This window comes from Colwellia sp. E2M01 (assembly GCF_018860585.1).
Taxonomy (GTDB): Bacteria; Pseudomonadota; Gammaproteobacteria; order Enterobacterales; family Alteromonadaceae; genus Colwellia.
In genome coordinates, this window is sequence record NZ_JAHKPR010000064.1 from 52341 (window position 1) to 74376 (window position 22036).

A 22036-nucleotide genomic window follows, 5' to 3' on the forward strand; every position below is an offset into this window, starting at 1 on the left:
AACATCGTTAAATTTATTTGATTTAGAATGACTAGACCTAAACAAATTCGCCTTGTTATTGCACATCGAACATAGCTCTGAGTTGGGAAGAAATTTAATCAGATTGGTATAAGCTTGTAACAATTTTAGGTATTAATTAATAAGACGCTTGTACTTTCTCAATGTTGCCTCTTTGCTGTGCGTATTGATAACAAGCTTCCAGTACTTCATTACGACAAATTGTGCCTAGTAAATTACCTGAATCATCAATAACGGGGTAGACCTTCGGTTTGTTGTTTAGCATATTCTGACCAAGCTCTATAATGCTGTCGTATGGTTTTACTGATAAAACATCTTTGCGCATAATATCTTTAATAAAGGCGACATTTTCATTAAAGTATAAGGTATCTAGCATCTTTTTTAATACATCACGTTCTGAAATAAAACCTAATAACTTATAGTTTTCGTCTATCACAGGCCCACCAATTTGTTTTGTTTTTAAAAAGCGTAAAGACGCTTCTTCTACCGACATTTTCTCGGTAAACGTAACAGGATAGTTATTCATATAATTTTTTACTTGTAGTGTTTCCATGTTCACCCTTAACTGGTTAGTCAACTAATTCATCGTTTAGTTTTTGTTGTTATCTTGATTATTCGTTTGCAGCGCTATACTTGAACATAATAATTGTAGGTAAGCCTTTAACAAAAAACCAATTTTGATGATATTTAACCTATATTCAGCTTATTTACTTTATTCTCTTGTTCTTGAAATTTAGATTTTTTAACTATTCAAGTACAATAAATAGTTTACTAACTTCTTTTTTAACTTCAGCTTAAATACGTGGAACATTATGAATATAGTTTGTGCAAACTGCTTTACTACCAACCGCATACCAGACGATAAAGATTATAATAATGGCAAGTGTGGCAAATGCCAGCAAGCGGTTTATTCGTCTACACCTGTAGCTTTAGGCAACAACACCTTTTACCCTTTTATTGAACGAAATACCTTACCTGTTATTGTCGATTTTTGGGCTAGTTGGTGTGGTCCTTGTCAAAATATGGCGCCTATTTATAACAAGGTTGCAGAATCATCTCCTACTTTGCTTTTCGCCAAAGTAAATACTGAACAAGTACAACAAATTGCAGCTGATGCTAATATTCGCAGTTTACCTACTTTAGTGTTTTTTCATCAAGGAGAAGAAGTAGATAGAGTTTCTGGTGGGCTAAATGAAATGCAAATGAAGCAATGGCTTGTTCAGTGTGTACAGAAAATGAAGAATACCTGAGTTTAAGTAACCTGAGATCGGTTTAATAGATTAAAACATCTTAAACCGGGTTCAAATAAAAAGGCCTTAACAAATATTATTAGAATATTGTTAAGGCCTTTTTTATATGTTTAGTAAAGGTTATTGTTTATGAACTAACGCTTTAACTTTAGTCTGCACACGTTGTTACTGTGCTGTGATCACAACCAGTAGGGTCTATGTAAGATTTAGTTGAGTATTCAGCAACAGGTAACTTTTGCAGCGTTTCGTTGTTAGCTGTTAAGGCATTAACGTAATCAATAAAACCTTGCGCATACTCAGTATAAGTATTAACAAACTTACCTTGGTCGTAAACTACACCAAAAGTATCATAACCGTCTTGGCCTGATGCAATAAAGTCATTCGTTGCAATAGTATATGTTGTCGTTAAGTTGATATCTGTCCATGTAGTAGCAACTTGGGAGTTCACTTCAACATTACTAATACGACTGCCTTTATCTTGTGATGCATCTACGTCAAAACGTAAACCTGATGCGTATGGATAAGCACCAGTAGAGCCATCAGGATTAAGACCCGCATCTAAGGCATCTTCTAGCACATCAATAACTTGTTGACCTGTTAATTCTAAGGTAACTAGAGTATTTGAAAATGGTAATAAGGTGAAAGCGTCGGCAATAGTGTAATCTTGCGCAACAACATCAACACGAACACCACCACCGTTTTGAATAGCAATATCAGCCGTTGGCGTTACCATTAAGAACGCTTTAGCAACAATATTTGAAATATCGCTACCATGCTCATAAGTTTCTGACTTATCACAAATACTTGAGCGTGATTCACCAGGAAAACGTACTAAACATAAATCATCAACACTTGAGCCGATAACTGTTTCTTTTAATACATCAACTTGCTCATCAAAACCACTTAATAACGTTGCTGTTGCTGTATCTGGTGTTGTAACAACAACTTCTGAATGAGTTGTTAACGCAGTAGTAACAGCTGTTTTATCTGCATCAGTTAACATTTTATCTTCACTGTCACTGTATTCATATTCAAAATCAGCCATAATTGGCATATAAGGTTGACCAGCACATTGTGTTACTACACCGTCTTTGTCAAAACTTACCTTTAACTCACCCATAATATGCGCATATTCCCATGCTTGAACAACACACACAGGGTCATTATCAGCGTTCACAACTTGTGTTGGATATTCTGCAACAGGGTTAAAGCCTAAATCGTTAAATGAGCTATCGCCTAATAGTGTATGAGAATCACCACCAACAATAACATCAACACCGTTTAACGCTGCAGCTAGTTTTAAGTCATTCTCGTACTGGTAATGGGTCATTAAAATAATTTTATTAATGCCCTGCGCTCTTAATAAATCAATATTTGTTTGTGCTGTGGTAGTTTCATCTAAAAACTGTGTTTCTTTATCTGGGCTTGAAGAGTTTTTAGTTTTACTGGCAATATCGATACCGATAATACCAATTTTTTGGCCATCACGTTCGATAATGGTATAAGGTTCAATGTAACCGTCAGCGATTGCAGAATCCGTTGCAGGTACAACGTTAGCCGCTAACGTTGGGGTATTACAATCGGTTGAATTAAGCGCATCTAAAAAGTTAGCTAAACCTGTATCGCCATCGTCAAACTCATGATTACCTAGCGCGAAAGCATCGAAACAAATTTCGTTCATTACCGCAGCATCAGCTTCACCATTAAATAATGAATAATAAAGCGTACCGGTAATAGCATCACCTGAATGTAACTTTAAAACATTAGCGTTTTCACTAGCTAACTTGTCAAACAAGCTAACCATCATAGGAAAACCACCATAAGTTACGTTAACTTCTTCAATACTTGCGCCATCTTCTGTTTTTGTATCTAAAGATAAACCTGACACATCAAAACCAAAATCTTCTGCTGCAATATGAGAATGATGATCGTTCATATGTAAGATGGTTAATTCTAACGGCTCATTGTCAATATCAAGCGCTTCTTTAATATCATCACTATCACAGCCTACTAATGCAGCTGAAATGACTAACGCTAAACTGGTTAATTTGAAATTTTTCATTTTGGTACTCTGTATTGTTAATTGAAGTAAGTTGAATTAATTAACAAGTTACAAAATAAATGTGACAAATAATTGAATAATAAAAGACATAAATTTTATGGTTTTATGACGGTTTGAAGTTAAGGTGTAAAAACAATCTATTTGTATGTTTTACACCTTATAAACGACGACGGGTAATTGCTATAGTTAAAGTTATAAAGGAGTCTCTTCTGCTGCAGGCATTAACTGTTCCACCCATACTTTATTTTCAGTCATAAAATCAACATCGGCTTCAGAAGCATTTTCAGCCATGGTTTTAACTCTATTAATGCTATTAAGTTGTTCTTTAAATTGAGATTCTAATTCCTTTAAAGCTTCTGGCGGTAAGTCTTTTTTCTTAAATTGGTCTAATTGATTTTTTAAACTATTAGCAAAATCATCAATGGTCACCCCATCAGGCATTTCTTTCATTTTAGATGCAGCGGCAGCTCCCATTAAACGTAAACTTGTATCTATATAATCTTCCGTTCCTTGAAAACCATTTTTTGTAATAATTGACTTAAATTTTTCATAATTAGGTAATGATTTAATCCGCGATAAAGCCTCAGCTCTATCTTTTAGCATAAGATCTGAAAACTGCTCTTCAGCCCCTGGGGACATTTTAATTAACTTATTTATTTGTTGAGCCGTTTGTGCGTACTGTTTAACAAAAGGCTTGGTTAACGCCTCTTCTGCATGGGCGCTAGCATTCAATAAAAGCGTAGAGAGACTCGTAGTTATAACAAAGAAAACGCCTGTTAGTTTATTCATCATTAATCCTTTTAATTGAAAAATATTTGAGTGAGCATTAATTTATACAAACAATAAGTTAACATAATGTAAATATACCTAACAATAAAAGGAAGTATAAAGTTTGTAACTGGCTATCAAATCACTGACTAAGTAATTGATATTATGAATATAAGTTTTCGATAAGATATACCAGGCATGTCATGGTAATAACTTTTACATTCAAACTTTTGGAATATGCGACTCTGCTTGGCGTCACGGTGGCGACAGCACCCAAGAAGAAAAGACACCGCCTCCACTCTTACCTTTGGCTCCGGCTCCCACGGAGTCCCAACTCAGCAGAGCATTCAATAACAAACTAGCGTAGTCCACGAACTCTGCCGATTTATCGTCCATAAACAACGGCAACCATCGACGTCCTGTCTCGGGTCGAAGCCTACCGTTGTTCGTTTGTCATTTCATTGCTGAGATAGGGAATTAGCGTGTTTTGGACTGTTTTGCCCAACTAACAACCGTCATCCTCGTGGTGTCTTAGTCGAGAAACCAAACCTTAGTGAACTGGATTCCCGACAAAAGAACTCGGGAATGACGGACTTATGTTAATTTAATCATCCAACCTAGCAACGCACACCAAGTCTGCTTGAATCAAGTGCCATGAAAAGTCATATTCACGTATTGCCATCAGGATGATGGCAAAGGTATGTGGCACATGGATGTGCCTTCATTACTGTTACGTCGAATAATATGACTTATCACGGAGGATTACACTTGATTAGCAGCGCCGAGGGAGTCCAAAGGGGGCTCGGCGTTTAGCCCCCTTTGGGTGTCGTCGCCACAGCGACAGCTCTAAAAAACATACCTAAACAAACCAAATAAATTATTAAAATGCGATCTGGCCTCATTAATTCTATTTTTATCATTATACTTTTACTTGAATACTTTGATTCTTGAAGAATAGTTCAGAACACCCAACACTCATTCCCTTAACCTTATCCTTAATCTTTTTCTGATTTTCTTGGCTGGAGTTAACACCGAAGAAAATATTTACTAGAGAGTTATTAAACCTTAATTTAAACGGTTTGTCATTTTCTGATAGAACCATAATTCTAAATTCGTTTTCATAACTCCAAACTCTTTGCTTTTTAAAATATATATCTCTCACTCTTTCAGTTAAAAACTCAAAACTATATTTATTAACACCAAGTAAATCAAATTTAGCAAGATCAAAGCAATAAGCATCATTTGCTATATCTCTCGCTAAAAGCTCATCGATGTATTCAACATTACCGGAAATATATTGTAAGTCACGAGCCTGTTTCATTAGCTCACTAATGATCATATCTTTTTTAAACATAAGACAACAACCATTGTGCCCGTCTCCATAAAAGTGCCACATAGGAGAGTTTGCAAAGCCACGGCCAATACATCCCATATCAACGTAACGTTGAAAGCCAGAATCATGTTCACTCACAGTATCCATTGAAAAACAAGATAGTTTTGCTATTGTTTTACACTTATCACTGATAGCTGAGCTAATTTCTTGCCACTCTTTAAATTTTGGTTCTCTATCACTGAACCTGCAATTCAATTTCCAGTTAGAGAACTCCTTTGGATCATTTACACCTTTCATAGGACTAAGCCAAATTTGACCACTTTCAATTATTTGAATAGCTTTATCTATAGTCGTGTAATGACACAAAAAGTCCCCAGGTTTAGAATGTCCAATCATAAATGAGCCTATAGAAGAAGTAGTAATAATTTAATAAACCAAATAATTGCGATATTTCCACACTTTTAACTTAGTCTAGCTTTATTTAATTACATCTAATTTACTGTGTAACTAACCAGATTTCAATAACTTAATATTTACGCAATATATGAATAAGTTATTCGTTTAAACAACTCGGTTACTGATATCATTAAAACTCCCCCATAAAAAAACCCGCGTTATCTTTCAAGAACGCGGGTTTTTATTAAGAACTCAGTTTGCAATCAAAAGCTGATTACCAACCTGTTTTCTCTTTAAGTGCAGAGCCAATCTCAGCTAAAGAACGTACAGTTTTAACACCTGCCGCTTCTAATGCTGCGAATTTCTCATCAGCTGTACCTTTACCACCGGCGATAATCGCACCAGCGTGACCCATACGCTTACCAGCAGGTGCAGTAACACCAGCAATGTAAGAAACAACAGGTTTAGTAACATTAGCTTTGATGTATTCAGCCGCTTCTTCTTCAGCAGTACCACCAATTTCACCAATCATTACGATTGCTTCAGTTTGTGGATCGTTTTGGAACATTTCTAAAACGTCGATGAAGTTAGTACCTGGGATAGGATCACCACCAATACCTACACAAGTAGATTGGCCAAAACCAGCATCAGTAGTTTGTTTAACTGCTTCGTACGTTAATGTACCAGAGCGTGAAACAATACCAACTTTACCTGGTAAATGGATGTGACCTGGCATGATACCAATTTTAGTCTCGCCCGGCGTGATAACACCTGGACAGTTAGGACCAATCATGCGAACGCCAGTTTGCTCAAGCTTAACTTTAACGTCAACCATATCTAAAGTTGGGATACCTTCAGTGATAGTAACGATAAGCTCAATACCTGCGTCGATAGCTTCTAAGATAGCATCTTTACAAAATGGTGCTGGTACGTAGATCACTGTAGCAGTTGCGCCAGTTGCTTCAACAGCTTCACGAACTGTGTTGAATACTGGTAAACCTAAGTGTTCTTGACCGCCTTTGCCTGGTGATACACCACCAACCATTTGCGTACCGTAAGCAATTGCTTGCTCAGAGTGGAAAGTACCTTGACCGCCAGTAAAACCTTGACAGATTACTTTAGTATCTTTGTTAATTAATACAGACATTATTTGCCCTCCGCAGCTGCAACAACTTTTTGTGCTGCATCAGTTAATGATTCAGCAGCGATGATGTTAACATCAGAGCTTGCTAATACTTCACGGCCTGCTTCTGCGTTAGTACCTTCTAAACGTACAACAACAGGAACTTTAACGCCTACTTCTTTAACCGCAGCGATAATACCTTCAGCGATCATGTCACAACGTACGATACCACCGAAAATGTTAACTAATACTGCAGAAACGTTGTCATCTGAAAGGATAATTTTGAATGCTTCAGCAACACGTTCTTTCGTAGCACCACCACCAACATCTAGGAAGTTAGCTGGCTTGCCGCCGTGTAAGTTTACGATATCCATTGTACCCATTGCTAGGCCGGCACCGTTAACCATACAACCAACGTTTCCGTCTAATGCTACGTAGTTAAGTTCAAAGCTTGCTGCATGAGCTTCACGTGCATCTTCTTGAGATGGATCGTGCATTTCACGGATTTTAGGTTGACGGTATAAAGCGTTACCATCTACACCAATTTTACCGTCAAGACAGATTAAATCGCCTTCGCCAGTAATAACTAGTGGGTTGATTTCTAATAATGCGAAATCGAAATCTTCGAACATTTTCGCTAAACCTAAAAAGATTTTAACGAATTGTTTCATTTGTGTAGGGTTTAAACCTAACTTAAAGCCTAACTCACGACCTTGGTACGCTTGTGCGCCAACTAGTGGATCGATTTCAGCTTTGTGAATTAACTCAGGAGTTTCTTCAGCAATCTTCTCGATATCAACACCACCTTCAGTAGATGCCATGAAAACAACTTTACGAGTACCACGGTCTACAACTGCGCCAAGGTATAATTCGTTAGCAATGTCACATGCGTCTTCTACTAAGATTTTTGAAACCGGTTGACCATTCTCATCAGTTTGGTAAGTCACTAAGTTTTGACCTAACCATTTTTGAGCGAATGCTTTGATTTCTTCTTTCGTTTTAACAACAGCTACACCGCCCGCTTTACCGCGACCACCAGCGTGTACTTGAGTTTTAACAACCCATACGTTACCGCCAAGTTTGTCGGCAGCTTCAGCAGCTTCATCAGGTGTATCGCAAGCGAAACCTCTTGATGCTGGTAAACCATATTCAGCGAATAATTGTTTCGCTTGATATTCATGCAAATTCATGGTGTTTTATCCATTTATCTGAAAATTGTGGCAGCAACCCTATGTCTCTCATAAATATCTGTGTGAAAGTACCAAGGTTACCAATAAAAAAGCGTCTGCAGTATAGTACAAAAGAGGTGCGTACGGTAGGTTTTATAGTTATTAGTATTTAATATACTTGCTATTCACAATACAAATAGTTTAAAGATATTTATCGTGTAAAACAAAAAAACCTCAATATTACAATTGAGGTTTTTAAATGAGTAACTTAGCGCTTAAGCTTTACATTATACAATAGTGTATAAACAACATATTGTTAGTAGTGTGCACCTTAAGGCTATTACCTATAACAATTATACGTCAAGTAAAAGACGTGTAGGATCTTCCAACAATTCTTTAATTGTTACTAAGAAACCTACAGACTCTTTGCCATCAATTAAACGATGATCGTAAGATAATGCTAAATACATCATTGGTAAAATTTCTACTTTACCGTCAACTGCCATTGGGCGGTCTTGTATTTTATGCATACCTAAGATTGCTGCTTGAGGCAAGTTCAGGATTGGCGTTGATAATAATGAACCAAACACACCACCGTTAGTGATAGTGAAGTTACCGCCAGTCATATCAGCCATAGACAACTTACCGTCACGACCTTTAATTGCTAAATCACGAATACCGTTTTCAACACCCGCCATGCTTAATTGGTCTGTATCACGTAATACTGGAGTAACTAAACCGCGTGGCGTAGAAACAGCAATAGAGATATCGAAGAAGTTGTGGTAAACAATATCATCGCCATCAATTGAAGCGTTTACTGCAGGGAAGCGTTTAAGCGCTTCTGTCACAGCTTTAACGTAGAAAGACATAAAGCCTAAACGTGTATCATGCGTTTTCTCAAATAAATCTTTATATTGAGCACGTAAATCCATGATTGGTTTCATGTTAACTTCGTTAAAGGTAGTTAACATTGCCGTAGAGTTTTTAGCTTCTAATAAACGCGTTGCAATTGTTTTACGTAAGCGTGTCATAGGTACACGTTTTTGGCTACGTTCACCTAATTCTTGGCTAGCTGCTGCAACGGGTGCAGGAGCTGGTGCAGCTTTTGGCTTGTTAGCGGCAGCTTCAACATCTTCTTTAGAAATACGACCGCCTTTGCCTGTGCCTGTAACTTCAGCAGCAGTGAGACCTTTTTCAGTCATTAAGCGACGTACTGAAGGGCTTGCTAAATCGTCAGAGCTTACTGCATCTTGTACTGGTGCGGCAGTTGCTGAAACACTTGCTGTAGCACCTGCGTTAAGCTCACCAATTTTTTGTGCGCCTAGTACAGTATCGCCTTCAGCATGGATGATTTTACCAATCACACCGCTTTCTTGCGCTACAACTTCTAATACTACTTTATCAGTTTCAATATCAACTAAGTTTTGGTCAACAGTTACGCTATCGCCTTCAGCAACATGCCAAGTAGCAACAGTTGCATCCGCTACTGATTCAGGTAGTACTGGTACTACAATATCAATTACTTTAGCTGCAGCATCAGATGATGCTTTTTCAGCAGGAGCTGGCGCTTCAGTTGAAGCTGCTGCTTCTGCCTCGCCTTCCGCTAAAATTGCAATAACTTGTGAGCCTAATACGGTTGCACCCTCTTCTTGTGAGATCTCAGTGATCACACCGTCAGACGTTGCAGGTACTTCAAGTACTACTTTATCAGTTTCAATATCTACTAAAACTTGATCACGTGTAACTTTATCGCCAACTTGTACATGCCAAGTGGCAACAGTAGCATCAGCTACAGATTCAGGTAAAACTGGAACCTTAATTTCGGTTGTCATTTTTTATATTCCTTTCACAAAAACTAGTCTTTTTCAACATTAAGCGCGTCATCGACTAGCGCATGTTGCTCTTTAACATGGACAGACATATAACCTACAGCAGGTGCTGCAGATGGCTTACGGCCAGCATATGTCAAGTTAGTATTTTCTGGTATAACTGATCTAAAATGATGTTGAGAACAATACCAAGCACCTTGGTTTTGCGGCTCTTCTTGACACCATACAAATTGCTTCACATGTTGGTATTTCTCCAACTCAGCTGTTAGCTCTTCTTCTGGGAACGGGTACAGTTGCTCAATACGAATAATGGCAACGTTAGTTTGTTCCTCTTTACGACGTTGTTCTAGTAACTCGTAATATACTTTACCACTACAGAAAACAACACGTTCTACGTTTTCTGGTTTGATGTCATCAATTTCACCAATAACATTATGGAATACACCAGTAGATAACTCTTCCATTGAAGAAACAGCTAACGGGTGACGCAATAATGATTTAGGCGACATAACAACAAGTGGACGACGCATAGGACGAACAACTTGACGACGCAACATATTAAATACTTGCGCAGGTGTAGAAGGTACACAAACTTGCATGTTGTGATCCGCACAAAGTTGTAAGAAGCGCTCAAGACGAGCAGATGAATGCTCCGGACCTTGACCTTCATAACCATGTGGTAACAACATAGTTAAGCCACATAAACGACCCCATTTTTGCTCACCAGAGCTAATGAATTGATCGAAAACTACTTGCGCACAGTTAGCAAAATCACCAAATTGTGCTTCCCAAATAGTTAAGCCTGCAGGCTCAGCTGTGGTGTAACCATATTCAAAGGCAAGTACAGACACTTCTGATAATACAGAATCATGTACATCAAATGGACCTTGGCCTTCACGAATATGTTGAAGTGGTACATATTTAGAGGCATCTTCTTGGTTATGCAATACAGCATGACGATGGAAGAAAGTACCGCGACCTGAATCTTGTCCGGTAATACGAACACGCTCACCTGAATCTACAATTGATGCATAAGCTAAGTTCTCAGCCATACCCCAATCAAGTAACTTTTCACCTGAGGCCATCTTTTTACGATCATCGTAAATTTTATTGACACGGTTATGTACTTTATGAGCTTCAGGAATAGTCACGATTTTATCGGCAAGCTCTTTCAGTTTTTCAACTGAAATTTCTTTGTCGTAATCAGCATCCCATTCGTGTCCTAGGTATGGAGTCCAATCTACTGAGTGTGAAGTCATTGGACGCCATTGCTCTACTGTACACTGACCTTCATCTAATAACTTACGATAATAGTTAGTTAACTCTTCAGCTTTCGCTGCAGTTACGCTACCTTCGTTATTAAGTTGGTCTGCATATAGTTGACGCGGCGTAGGATGTTTTTTAACTTTTTTGTACATTAACGGCTGAGTTGCACTTGGCTCATCAGCTTCGTTGTGACCGTGACGACGGTAACAAACTAAATCAATCACTACATCACGTTTAAACTCGTTGCGGTAATCAAGGGCAATTTGTGTTGCCAAGATAACCGCTTCTGGATCATCACCATTAACATGAAGAATTGGTGCCTGAACCATTTTAGCGATATCAGTACAGTATTCACCTGAGCGAGTGTCTTGCTGATTAGAAGTAGTAAAGCCAACTTGGTTATTTACTACAACACGGATTGTACCGCCCACTTTAAATGCATTTGCTTGTGACATGTTAAAGGTTTCTTGTACAACACCTTGACCAGCTATTGCTGAGTCACCGTGAATCGTAATAGGTAATACTAAATCACCTTGACTACTGTTACGACGGTCTAAACGAGCGCGTACTGAACCAATTACCACAGGGTTAACAATTTCCAAATGCGATGGGTTAAACGCCAACGCTAAATGAACATTACCACCTGGGGTAACAAAATCTGAAGAGTAACCTTGGTGGTACTTAACATCACCAGAAGATTTAATCTCATCATGCTTACCGCCAAACTCATCAAATAATTTTGATGGGTTTTTACCCATAACGTTAACTAAAACGTTTAAGCGACCACGGTGAGCCATGCCGATAACAACTTCTTTCGCGCCATTGGTACCAGCACGAGTAATAAGCTCTTTCAACATAGGAACTAAGGCATCACCACCTTCAAGTGAAAAACGTTTTGCACCTGGGAATTTAGCCCCTAAGTAACGTTCTAAACCATCAGCAGCAATCAAACCTTTTAAGATCTCTTCTTTTTCTGACACTGAGAAATCAGCTTTAGATTGAACAGACTCTAAACGGTTTTGTAACCAACGTTTCTCATCAGTGTCGGTAATATGCATATACTCAGCACCTATAGAAGAACAATATGTTTTTCTTAAGGCTTTGTATAAATCACCTAACTTCATTGATTCTTGCCCAATAGCAAATGAACCAACGTTGTATTCTTTATCAAAATCATTTTCTGATAAATCATGATGAGCAAGTTGTAGATCGCGTACTTTATCACGCTGCCAAATCCCTAACGGATCTAAATTAGCGTTTTGATGTCCACGAAAACGGAATGCGTTAATAAGCTGAAGTACTTTAACTTGTTTTGCATCGCCACCGCCTGAAATTACAACGGTTTTAGCAGGTTGCTTAGCAAGCTGTCTAAATTCGTCACGAATTTCTGAATGTCGATACTCAAGCTCTGAACCTTCAACTTTAGGAAGTTGTTGGAAGATTTCACGCCACTCATCAGAAACCGAGTGGGCATTATCCAAATACGATTCGTATAATTCTTCAATATAAGCTGTGTTGCCACCGCTAAAATGAGAAGACTCTAACCAAGTCTTCATTGCACCTTCTGGCATTGCCTGTTCCTTGTTGGGATAAGAGCAATCAAAAATTGCTTAACTAAAAATAGCAGGACATCATTTCACCTAAATGAAAGCGATACCCTGCCAGATAAATTAAACAGCTCTAGTCAATAACATTGACTTAATGTGACCAATTGCTTTGGTTGGGTTTAATCCTTTTGGACAAACGTCAACACAGTTCATGATTCCGTGACAACGGAAAACACTATAAGCATCCTGTAAATCATCTAAACGTTCTTCGGTTGCAGTATCACGGCTATCAATTAAAAAGCGATAAGCATGTAATAAGCCTGCTGGGCCGATGAATTTATCTGGGTTCCACCAAAATGATGGACATGATGTTGAACAACATGCACATAAAATACACTCATAAAGACCGTCTAACTTATCTCGTTCTTCAATTGATTGAATGTTTTCACGTGCCGCTGGCTGTGCATCATTTATTAGGTATGGCTTAATTTTCTCATATTGTTGATAAAATTGAGTCATATCAATAATTAAATCACGTACTACCGGTAAACCTGGTAATGGACGTAATACAATCTTTTTAGCTTTTAATTCTGACAATGGTGTTATACAAGCTAAACCATTTTTGCCATTCATGTTTAAACCATCTGAACCACAAACACCTTCACGACATGAACGACGGAAAGATAAGCTTGAATCTTGTTCTTTTAAAAGAATCAATGCGTCAAGAACCATTAAGTCAGAGCCCGCAGGGATTTCTAACTCGTAGTCTTTCATGTATGGCGCATTATCTACATCTGGGTTATAACGATAAATCGAGAATAACTGTTTGGTCATTTTATTCGACATAATAATGCTCCTTAGTATACACGTGCTTTCGGTGGGAAAGCTTCACGGTGAACGGGTTTCATGTTTACATCACGCTTAGACATATCTTCTGTCTCAGGAGAATAGATTGAGTGACATAACCAGTTTTCATCATCACGTTCCGTGAAATCTTGACGGGCATGAGCACCACGAGATTCTGTACGGAAGTTAGCCGCTTTTGCAGAACAGAAAGCCGTTTCCATTAAGTTATCTAATTCTAAACACTCAATACGTGCTGTGTTAAATTCAGAAGACTTATCGTTTAACGAAGCATTTTGTAAACGTTCACGTATTTCAGTTAGCTCTTTCATGCCTTGCGCCATGGCTTCGCCTTCACGGAATACAGAGAAGTTCATTTGCATACATTGCTGTAGATCTTTACGAATTTGTACAGGATCTTCACCACCCGTTGAGTTTTCCCAACGTTGAGTTCGAGCAAGCGCAGCTTCTAAATCAGACTCAGACGCTTCTTTACCAAATTCGGTATCATTTAAGTAAGTACCTAAGAAGTTACCTGCTGCACGACCAAATACCACTAAATCAAGTAATGAGTTACCGCCAAGACGGTTAGCACCATGTACAGATACACAAGCAATTTCACCAACGGCAAATAAACCGTCAACAATTGTTTCAGTACCATCAGCAGCAATATTGATTGCTTGACCGTTAACATTACAAGGTACACCACCCATTTGGTAGTGACAGGTAGGAATAACTGGAATTGGCTCGTCAGCTGGATCAATGTGGGCAAATGTTTTAGATAAGTCACAAACACCTGGTAAACGCTTGTATAATGTTTCACGACCAAGATGATCAAGCTTAAGCTTAATATGTGGACCATACTGAGGGTGATCACAACCACGACCTTCACGTATTTCTGTCATCATTGAACGGGCAACAACATCACGACCGGCTAAATCTTTAGCATTTGGTGCGTAACGTTCCATGAAGCGTTCGCCATCTTTATTAAGAAGGTAACCACCTTCACCACGACAACCTTCAGTAACAAGTACACCTGCACCAGCAATACCGGTTGGGTGGAACTGCCACATTTCCATATCTTGCATTTGTACACCCGCACGAAGTGACATACCAACACCATCACCTGTGTTAATGTGGGCATTAGTTGTTGATGCAAAGATACGACCCGCGCCACCTGTAGCTAATACAGTTGCACGTGCTTTAAAGTAAACGATTTCGCCTGTTTCAATACAAATAGCAGTTGTACCAACAACAGCGCCATCTGAATTTTTAACTAGGTCTAATGCATACCATTCAGAAAATACGTTAGTTTTGTTTTTAACATTCTGTTGGTATAAACAATGTAGTAACGCGTGACCAGTACGGTCAGCTGCAGCGGCTGTACGCGCTGCTTGTTCACCACCAAAGTTTTTAGATTGACCACCGAAAGGACGTTGATAAATTTTGCCCTCTTCAGTACGAGAAAAAGGTAAACCCATTTTCTCTAATTCGATAACAGATTCTGGACCTGTTTTACACATGTATTCAATAGCGTCTTGGTCACCGATATAATCAGAGCCCTTAACCGTATCGTACATGTGTTGTTCCCAGTGATCTTCATGGGCATTGCCCAATGCTACGGTGATACCACCTTGAGCAGATACTGTATGAGAACGTGTTGGGAATACTTTAGAAATCAAGGCACATGATTTGCCTGATTCTGAAATAGCTAATGCAGCGCGCATACCAGCACCGCCTGCGCCAATTACAATGGCGTCAAATTCACGAATTGGAACGCTCACTTATACACCCCACACAGTTAAAGAGCCAAACACTAAGTAGGCTAATAGAATAACAGAAAAGATAACTTGTAATGAACCGCGTAAAAAAGCAGGTTTTACATAGTCAGATAACACTTGCCACACACCAATTTTAGCGTGAACTAACAACGCTAATAAAGCGATAATCGTTGCTACTTTAACAAGATTACAAGCAAAGAAACCTTGCCATACATCGAAAGTAACTGTCGGTGTTATAACGAAGAAGCCAGCAATTAGTAATGTGTAAAGTACAAGTACAATAGCACTAGCTCTTAATAGAATAAAATCATGCACACCATTTCGGCCTGCTGATGAGACGACGTTTACCATAACCAAACTCCTATAACTGCTGATATTGCTAACCAAAGTACTATGATTAATTTTGCTGTTATATTACCTGAAGCTAATTCTTCAAAATGACCTAAGTCCATCAAAAGGTGACGAACACCTGCTAATAAATGGAACGTTAAGGCAGAAAGACAGCCAAAAATAATAAACTTAAAGAATAAGCCGTTAAGGCATTCTTGAATATGTGCAAATCCTTCAGCAGAAGAAAGTGAGGTTGAAAGGGTAAACAATAAAATACCAATAGCAAAAACCATTATGACACCAGAAACACGGTGTAAAATAGAAGCATTAGCAGCAGGATGCATTTTTATTGTAGTTAAATCTAGGTTTACAGGACGTTGTTTTTTCACAATTATGGCCTAAAGAGCTCGAAAGCCTTCAACTTTTATTATTGTTACTCATGAACTAGCCTTATTCATTCGCCTTTATATTTAATTAAAATTAACAAACAATATAATCAAAAGGCATATAAACAAAACAGTTCCCGAAAGTGAACGGTAACCTTCACAAGTTTTATTATGTGTACCTGTTCGCACACAAGTCTAACCAACTTTATAAACCGATTCTAGTTAGACTTTATAATATGATTAAAACTATAAATTAAAAAACAAATATAGGTAAATCTTTAAACTAATAGAAAAAGCTACAGAACAAATGGATTATATAGTCGTTAATATATAATTACAATTTATCGAATGTTAAAGGTTAAGTTTTATTGTTTGTTTTTTAATCAATTATTCATACCTCAAGAAACTTTAGTATAATTGCTCTTACATTTTAAATTCATTTTGAGTTAGAATGTCTTAGTTTTAAAAACCTAAGCAAACAAGAAAAATCACAATAACTGACAATTAGCTTGCTAAGATTAGTTACTAGAAAATTAGTCCTCTATAATTAGCTCGCAAATATCCACCTAGCTTAATCTGGGAATTAAGTATTCAGGTGGAGGTTAGTACATATTTATAAATTATACTTGATAGGGAAAAAATATTATGGCTGAATCAAAAGCCTCTTTAAGTGTCGATGGCAAAGTAATTGGTGAATTTCCAGTTCTAAAAGGTACTGCTGGTACTGATGTAATTGATATTAGAACTTTAGGTAGCCATGGCTATTTCACTTATGACCCTGGATTCTTAGCTACAGCTTCATGTGAGTCGTCTATTACGTTCATTGATGGTGGCAAAGGTGTTTTACAACATCGTGGTTATGCTATTGATAATCTTGCTAAACAAGCTGATTACCTTGAAGTTTGTTACATTCTTTTAAATGGTGACGCACCAACTAAAGAACAGTACGATGAATTTAAATCAGTGATCACGAATCACACTATGGTCCATGAAAAATTAGTACATTTCTTCCATGGTTTCTTACCTGATGCGCATCCTATGGCAATGTTATGTGGTGTTGTAGGTGCAATGTCATCTTTCTACCACAGTGACTTAGATATTACTGATCCTGCACAACGCAAACGTAGTGCTCACAGACTAATAGCTAAAATGCCTACAATCGCTGCTATGGCTTATAAATACAGTGTTGGTCAACCGTTCGTTTTCCCACGTAACGACCTATCTTATGCAGAAAACTTCTTACACATGATGTTCTCTGTTCCTGCTGAAGAATATAAAGTAAGCCCTGTTGTAGCTAAAGCTATGGATAGAATCTTTACATTACATGCGGATCATGAACAAAACGCTTCAACGTCTACAGTCCGTTTAGCAGGTTCTTCTGGCGCTAACCCTTACGCCTGTATTGCTGCTGGTGTTGCTTCTTTATGGGGCCCTGCTCACGGCGGTGCTAACGAAGCATGTTTAACTATGCTTGAAGAAATTGGTGATATTTCACGTGTTGATGAATACGTATTAAAAGCTAAAGATAAAGACGATTCTTTCCGTCTTATGGGCTTTGGTCACCGTGTATACAAGAACTTCGATCCACGTGCTACTGTAATGCGTGAAACTTGTCATGAAGTTCTTGCTGAATTAGGTATTAACGATCCGTTGTTAGACGTAGCTATGGCACTTGAAAAAGTCGCTTTAGAAGACGATTACTTTGTGCAAAGAAAACTATACCCTAACGTAGATTTCTACTCAGGTATTATTCTTAAAGCAATTGGTATTCCTACTAGTATGTTCACTGTAATCTTTGCAATGTCTCGTACTGTTGGTTGGATTGCTCACTGGGATGAGATGTTATCTCAACCAGGTCAAAAAATTGGTCGTCCTCGTCAAAAATACACTGGTGAAGTTAACCGTGAATTCGTACCTTTGAGCGATAAGTAACAATCTAATGTTATTTTAATGTACTAAATTAAGTACATCATTAAGAAAAAGACAGTTTAGGCTGTCTTTTTTTGTCTCTATGACTTGATAAATTTAGAAGAACTGCAGTATTTTAGGGCTAAAAAACAATCTAAAACATGAGAATATAGCCATAAATTTCATAAATAACTATTATACTTGTTATTCATAAAAGAAATATATTTTTGCCATTTTAACGCTGGAATAAGTTGCTTTTTACAGTTTTGGTGGGTGATTTAGATTTCACTCTCAATAACTAGTCGTTATAATAACGGTATTACCCTTTCCTTCTTTATAAAAAAAGTCCTTTTTTACAAATATTATGTCTGATTATTCTTTACGTTTTGGTGGTATTAGTCGTTTATATGGCGTGCATGGCGCGAACACTTTAAAGCAGTCTAACTTCTGTGTTATTGGCATTGGTGGTGTTGGCTCTTGGGTTGCTGAGGCGCTCGCTCGTAATGGCGTTGGTAATATTACTTTAATTGACTTAGATGATATTTGTACCACTAATATCAACCGTCAAATACATGCGTTAACAGAGACTGTCGGTATGAGTAAAGTGGAGGTAATGAGCGATAGAATTAAGCAAATTAACCCTGATTGCCAGGTTAATATAATCGAAGATTTTGTCACGGTAGATAACTTAGCTGAACTACTAAACTCTAATACTAACCAATCATTTGATTACGTAATTGATGCGATTGACTCTGTTGATATAAAAACACGTATTATCGCGTTTTGTAAGCGTTATAAGCTACCTATTATTACTATTGGTGGTGCAGGTGGGCAAGTTGATCCAAGTAAAATAGCGATTACTGATTTAAGTAAAACCTATCAAGATCCCCTACTCGCCAAAGTAAAAAACCAATTACGCCGTGAGTTTAACTTCCCTCGTGCTGACGTTGCAAAAGCTAACAAGCGTAAATTCTCGGTAGATGCTGTTTTTTCTACTGAACAGTTACGCTACCCAGCAGATGATAACGCAGGTGAAGTGTGCTTGGCTAAGCCTGACAGTAATGCAAACGGAGGGGGGGCAACACGCTTAGATTGTCATACTGGCTTTGGCGCAACAACACATGTAACGGCAACTTTTGCCTTTTTTGCAGTTGGTAGAGCCATCGATAAGTTGCTAAAAAAACATCAAAAGTAATTAATATAGTTAATACTTATTATCACGCTTATAAATGGCTTTAATGATAAAAACAGTATTTTTTGGTTGTATTTTATTCGCTTTTTTTAAGGTTTTATGATTATAAGGCTATTTACTCCCTATAAATTACCTCAGTATCAGTTAAAAATTAAATTAAAAGGCACTTAAAAAGTATTTCTAAAGTTCGAGTTTGTCGTCATTTTAGCCTGCTTTATTATTTACACACTTTTTCAACTCAACAAGTATAGAAACAAGCATGATGGCGATACTATGCTGATAATGTCTTTATTTTATCTACAATAGCGATAAGACCATTACCACGTGATGGACTCAAATGTTGCATTAACCCAAGTGTCGAGAAGTACTGATTAATATTCACGCTTTGTATTTGCTGCGAAGATTTATGATTAAAAGCGGCTAAAACAATAACTAATAAGCCCCTAATGATTTTTGCGTCACTATCTGCAGTAAAGCTATAAGTACCGTCATTACTCCTCGTTGCGTATAACCATGCCTTACTTTCGCAGCCAGAAATAAGTGTTACATCACTTCTTAATGTTTTATCTAAGCGCAGTAATTCTCTACTTAACAACATGATTTCTCGGTGCCTGCTATCCCAACTTTTGGTATTAACAAACAGTTCGATTATTCTATCCATTGCCGCTTTGGGCTCAGAGGTGACTTTTACTTCAGGCGAAGTGTTAACAGCTATAGTTTCGTCATGACTATTTTCAAGGTGGTTTTCTTCAGGCTCAAACTCACTAACAATAGATTTTAAGTGTGTTATAAAGATGTCTACCTCTGTAAACGTGTTATAAGCGGCAAGTGATACTCTAAGACAACCATCTATATGTAGGTAACTCATAAGTGGCATAGCGCAATGATGACCAGAGCGAATGGCAATGCCGTAACTATCGAGAGCAATAGCAATATCATGATTATGATGGCCGTTTATAGTAAAGGCAATCACGGGGATATCTGGCACACCGTCAACAATAAACTCTACTTGCTCAATAGTTACTAATGCTTGATAACAATATTGTGTTAATTTTTTTTCATAGCGACTATAACCTTGGTCTATATCCGATAATAAAGGCCATATAAATTCAAGGGTTTCAGCAAAAGCGACAACACCCGCTATATTAGGCGTACCCGCTTCTAGCTTGAAGGGTAACTCATTATATGAGGTTCCTTGTTCAAAGCTGACGTTTTTAATCATTTCTCCGCCACCTTGATAAGGCTGCATGCTTTCGAGTAATGCTTGTTTACCATAAAGTACGCCAACTCCCGTTGGGCCATACATTTTATGAGCTGAAAAAACATAAAAGTCGCAATCCAATGCTTGAACATCTACCGCCACATGCGCAACGGTTTGTGCGCCATCAATAATACTAATAGCTCCTACCGATTTAGCTTTATTAATAACCGTTTGAATTGGATTTATTTTGCCAAGTACATTAGATATTTGAGCACACGCAACAAATTTAGTTTTATTATTTATAAGTTTATCTATAACTTTCAGATCTATATGGCCTGAAGAGCTAAGTGGTAATACCTTAATGATTGCACCCGTTTGCTTTGCAACTATCTGCCAAGGCACAATATTAGCGTGATGTTCACTTGCACAAATAGCTATTTCATCCCCTTGTTTGAGTATATTTCTTGCTAAGCTTTGGGTGATAACATTTATGCTTTCAGTACTTCCTTTGGTCCAAATGACCTCTTTTACACTTTTTGCATTAATAAATTTTTGTGTCAAATTACGAGCATTTTCAAAAGCAATAGTTGCTTGGCTACTTAACTGGTGTGAAGCTCTATGAACATTGGCATTAAATACTTGGTAATAATGGTTAGCAATGTCGATTACTTGTTGTGGCTTTTGCGTTGTTGCCGCATTATCGAAGTAAACAAGTGGATTTTTATCTCCTTTTGATTCGGTGTCTATATTTTCATAGTTATTGAGTAATGGAAATTGTTGACGAAATAGTTGTGGATCAAAAGGAGTCATATAAAGAGCTCTGTACTTAAAATTAAGAATAAAAAACAATTTTATTATAACGTATTTTTCCTCAGTAATTTAATTACTTAATATAATAAGAGCTGCTAACTAAGCCACTTTTCAAACAAAGAGTGCTTATCGCTAGGTGATAAAAATTAAAATGTAAACTATAACTAATAAGTAATCTTAACAAAGGGTATTGAATATGCGTTTGCTGTCCTATTTATACCAGCTAAAAGAGAAACTTTTACACTTATTAGTAACTAGTACATCTGTAACTCCTCAAACTAAAAAAACTAATTATGACCATGGATTAGCGTTGGGTTCAAAACAGAATCTAAAAATAAAATGTCAAATTGCGGCTAAAAAAGCACTTTACATTAATCACTTTACTCATTGGCCAATCACTAAAGCAAAAAAGGATCATACCCTCACAAAAACTAAAAATTCTTTAAAATACTTTAGTGTAACCAAGGTGGGCATTAACCGAAAATATTTTAATACCGCCATGATGAATAAAGAATGTATTATTAATAAACTGACATTGATAAAAAATATTAATTAACTTGTTCCTTACGAGACCAATATATTCATACAGTTGGACCAGAGCATACGCCATTATAAAAAACCTACTTAAATGCTACTTCAGTTACCAATGACTAATACCAATTTGATTAAGTTCTTTCCCACTCAGCGAGAATTAAAAGGCTTAGAGGCAAGGCATTGATTGAAGAGAATGGTTGTTCCCTTGTCAAAATTAATAACACTGCATATAAGCCTTTTAAACTCGCCCTTGGGAGCTTGTTCGATGCACACTAACATCGTTAAATTTA

The 22036-nt window shown here is 37.5% G+C and carries 17 protein-coding genes; 4 read left to right on the plus strand and 13 right to left on the minus strand.

What is annotated here, in order from left to right:
* Positions 1-136 precede the first annotated feature (136 nt).
* The gene (locus KO502_RS12575; protein ID WP_216022908.1) at positions 137-571 is read right to left on the minus strand and encodes a CBS domain-containing protein; all 435 of its coding nucleotides are present in this window, start codon (positions 569-571) and stop codon (positions 137-139) included.
* 259 nt (positions 572-830) lie between these two features.
* Between KO502_RS12575 and trxC the strand changes: the two genes are divergently transcribed.
* Complete coding sequence (gene trxC / locus KO502_RS12580) at positions 831-1268, plus strand: thioredoxin TrxC (RefSeq protein WP_216022909.1); 438 nt, start codon at positions 831-833, stop codon at positions 1266-1268.
* Between the two features lie 148 nt (positions 1269-1416).
* Here trxC and nadN read toward each other — a convergent pair whose 3' ends face one another.
* The 11 genes from nadN to sdhC all read right to left on the minus strand — a co-directional run bounded on the left by nadN (position 1417) and on the right by sdhC (position 16104).
* The gene (gene nadN, locus KO502_RS12585; RefSeq protein ID WP_216022910.1) at positions 1417-3330 is read right to left on the minus strand and encodes an NAD nucleotidase; all 1914 of its coding nucleotides are present in this window, start codon (positions 3328-3330) and stop codon (positions 1417-1419) included.
* A gap of 192 nt (positions 3331-3522) precedes the next feature.
* On the minus strand, positions 3523-4119 hold the full coding sequence (locus tag KO502_RS12590; RefSeq protein ID WP_216022911.1) for a hypothetical protein: 597 nt from the start codon (positions 4117-4119) through the stop codon (positions 3523-3525).
* An 898-nt stretch (positions 4120-5017) separates the two neighbouring features.
* Positions 5018-5827, minus strand: a complete 810-nt coding sequence (locus tag KO502_RS12595; protein WP_216022912.1) for a DUF2971 domain-containing protein — start codon at positions 5825-5827, stop codon at positions 5018-5020.
* A gap of 274 nt (positions 5828-6101) precedes the next feature.
* A complete protein-coding gene (sucD, locus tag KO502_RS12600) occupies positions 6102-6974 on the minus strand; it encodes a succinate--CoA ligase subunit alpha (RefSeq protein ID WP_216022913.1) in 873 nt (290 codons plus the stop codon).
* The gene (gene sucC, locus KO502_RS12605; protein WP_216022914.1) at positions 6974-8140 is read right to left on the minus strand and encodes an ADP-forming succinate--CoA ligase subunit beta; all 1167 of its coding nucleotides are present in this window, start codon (positions 8138-8140) and stop codon (positions 6974-6976) included. Before sucC ends, sucD begins: the two co-directional genes overlap by 1 nt.
* Positions 8141-8472: 332 nt before the next feature.
* Positions 8473-9951: a 2-oxoglutarate dehydrogenase complex dihydrolipoyllysine-residue succinyltransferase gene (odhB, locus tag KO502_RS12610; RefSeq protein WP_216022915.1), complete on the minus strand. Its 1479-nt coding sequence runs from the start codon at positions 9949-9951 to the stop codon at positions 8473-8475.
* Positions 9952-9974: 23 nt separating this feature from the next.
* Positions 9975-12785 (minus strand): 2-oxoglutarate dehydrogenase E1 component, encoded by a 2811-nt coding sequence (locus tag KO502_RS12615; protein ID WP_216022916.1) that lies wholly within the window; start codon positions 12783-12785, stop codon positions 9975-9977.
* Between the two features lie 99 nt (positions 12786-12884).
* Positions 12885-13595: a succinate dehydrogenase iron-sulfur subunit gene (locus KO502_RS12620; RefSeq protein WP_216022926.1), complete on the minus strand. Its 711-nt coding sequence runs from the start codon at positions 13593-13595 to the stop codon at positions 12885-12887.
* 23 nt (positions 13596-13618) lie between these two features.
* Positions 13619-15388, minus strand: a complete 1770-nt coding sequence (gene sdhA / locus KO502_RS12625; RefSeq protein WP_216022917.1) for a succinate dehydrogenase flavoprotein subunit — start codon at positions 15386-15388, stop codon at positions 13619-13621.
* Positions 15389-15736, minus strand: coding sequence for a succinate dehydrogenase, hydrophobic membrane anchor protein (sdhD, locus tag KO502_RS12630; protein ID WP_216022918.1), 348 nt, complete (start codon positions 15734-15736; stop codon positions 15389-15391). It abuts the gene before it with no gap.
* Complete coding sequence (gene sdhC / locus KO502_RS12635; protein WP_216022919.1) at positions 15730-16104, minus strand: succinate dehydrogenase, cytochrome b556 subunit; 375 nt, start codon at positions 16102-16104, stop codon at positions 15730-15732. The genes sdhD and sdhC overlap by 7 nt, the downstream gene beginning before the upstream one ends.
* Before the next feature lie 642 nt (positions 16105-16746).
* Between sdhC and KO502_RS12640 the strand changes: the two genes are divergently transcribed.
* Together KO502_RS12640 and tcdA are read left to right on the plus strand one after the other, a co-directional pair.
* Positions 16747-18033 (plus strand): citrate synthase, encoded by a 1287-nt coding sequence (locus KO502_RS12640; RefSeq protein WP_216022920.1) that lies wholly within the window; start codon positions 16747-16749, stop codon positions 18031-18033.
* Between the two features lie 340 nt (positions 18034-18373).
* On the plus strand, positions 18374-19204 hold the full coding sequence (gene tcdA / locus KO502_RS12645; RefSeq protein ID WP_216022921.1) for a tRNA cyclic N6-threonylcarbamoyladenosine(37) synthase TcdA: 831 nt from the start codon (positions 18374-18376) through the stop codon (positions 19202-19204).
* Positions 19205-19472: 268 nt separating this feature from the next.
* On the opposite strand, the gene KO502_RS12650 is transcribed toward tcdA, so the two are convergent.
* Positions 19473-21212, minus strand: coding sequence for a SufS family cysteine desulfurase (locus tag KO502_RS12650; RefSeq protein ID WP_216022922.1), 1740 nt, complete (start codon positions 21210-21212; stop codon positions 19473-19475).
* 196 nt (positions 21213-21408) lie between these two features.
* Here KO502_RS12650 and KO502_RS12655 point away from each other — a divergent pair, with 196 nt between their 5' ends.
* Positions 21409-21768 carry a hypothetical protein gene (locus KO502_RS12655; protein ID WP_216022923.1) on the plus strand — a complete coding sequence of 120 codons (360 nt, stop codon included), beginning with the start codon at positions 21409-21411 and terminating at the stop codon, positions 21766-21768.
* Positions 21769-22036: the final 268 nt, after the last annotated feature.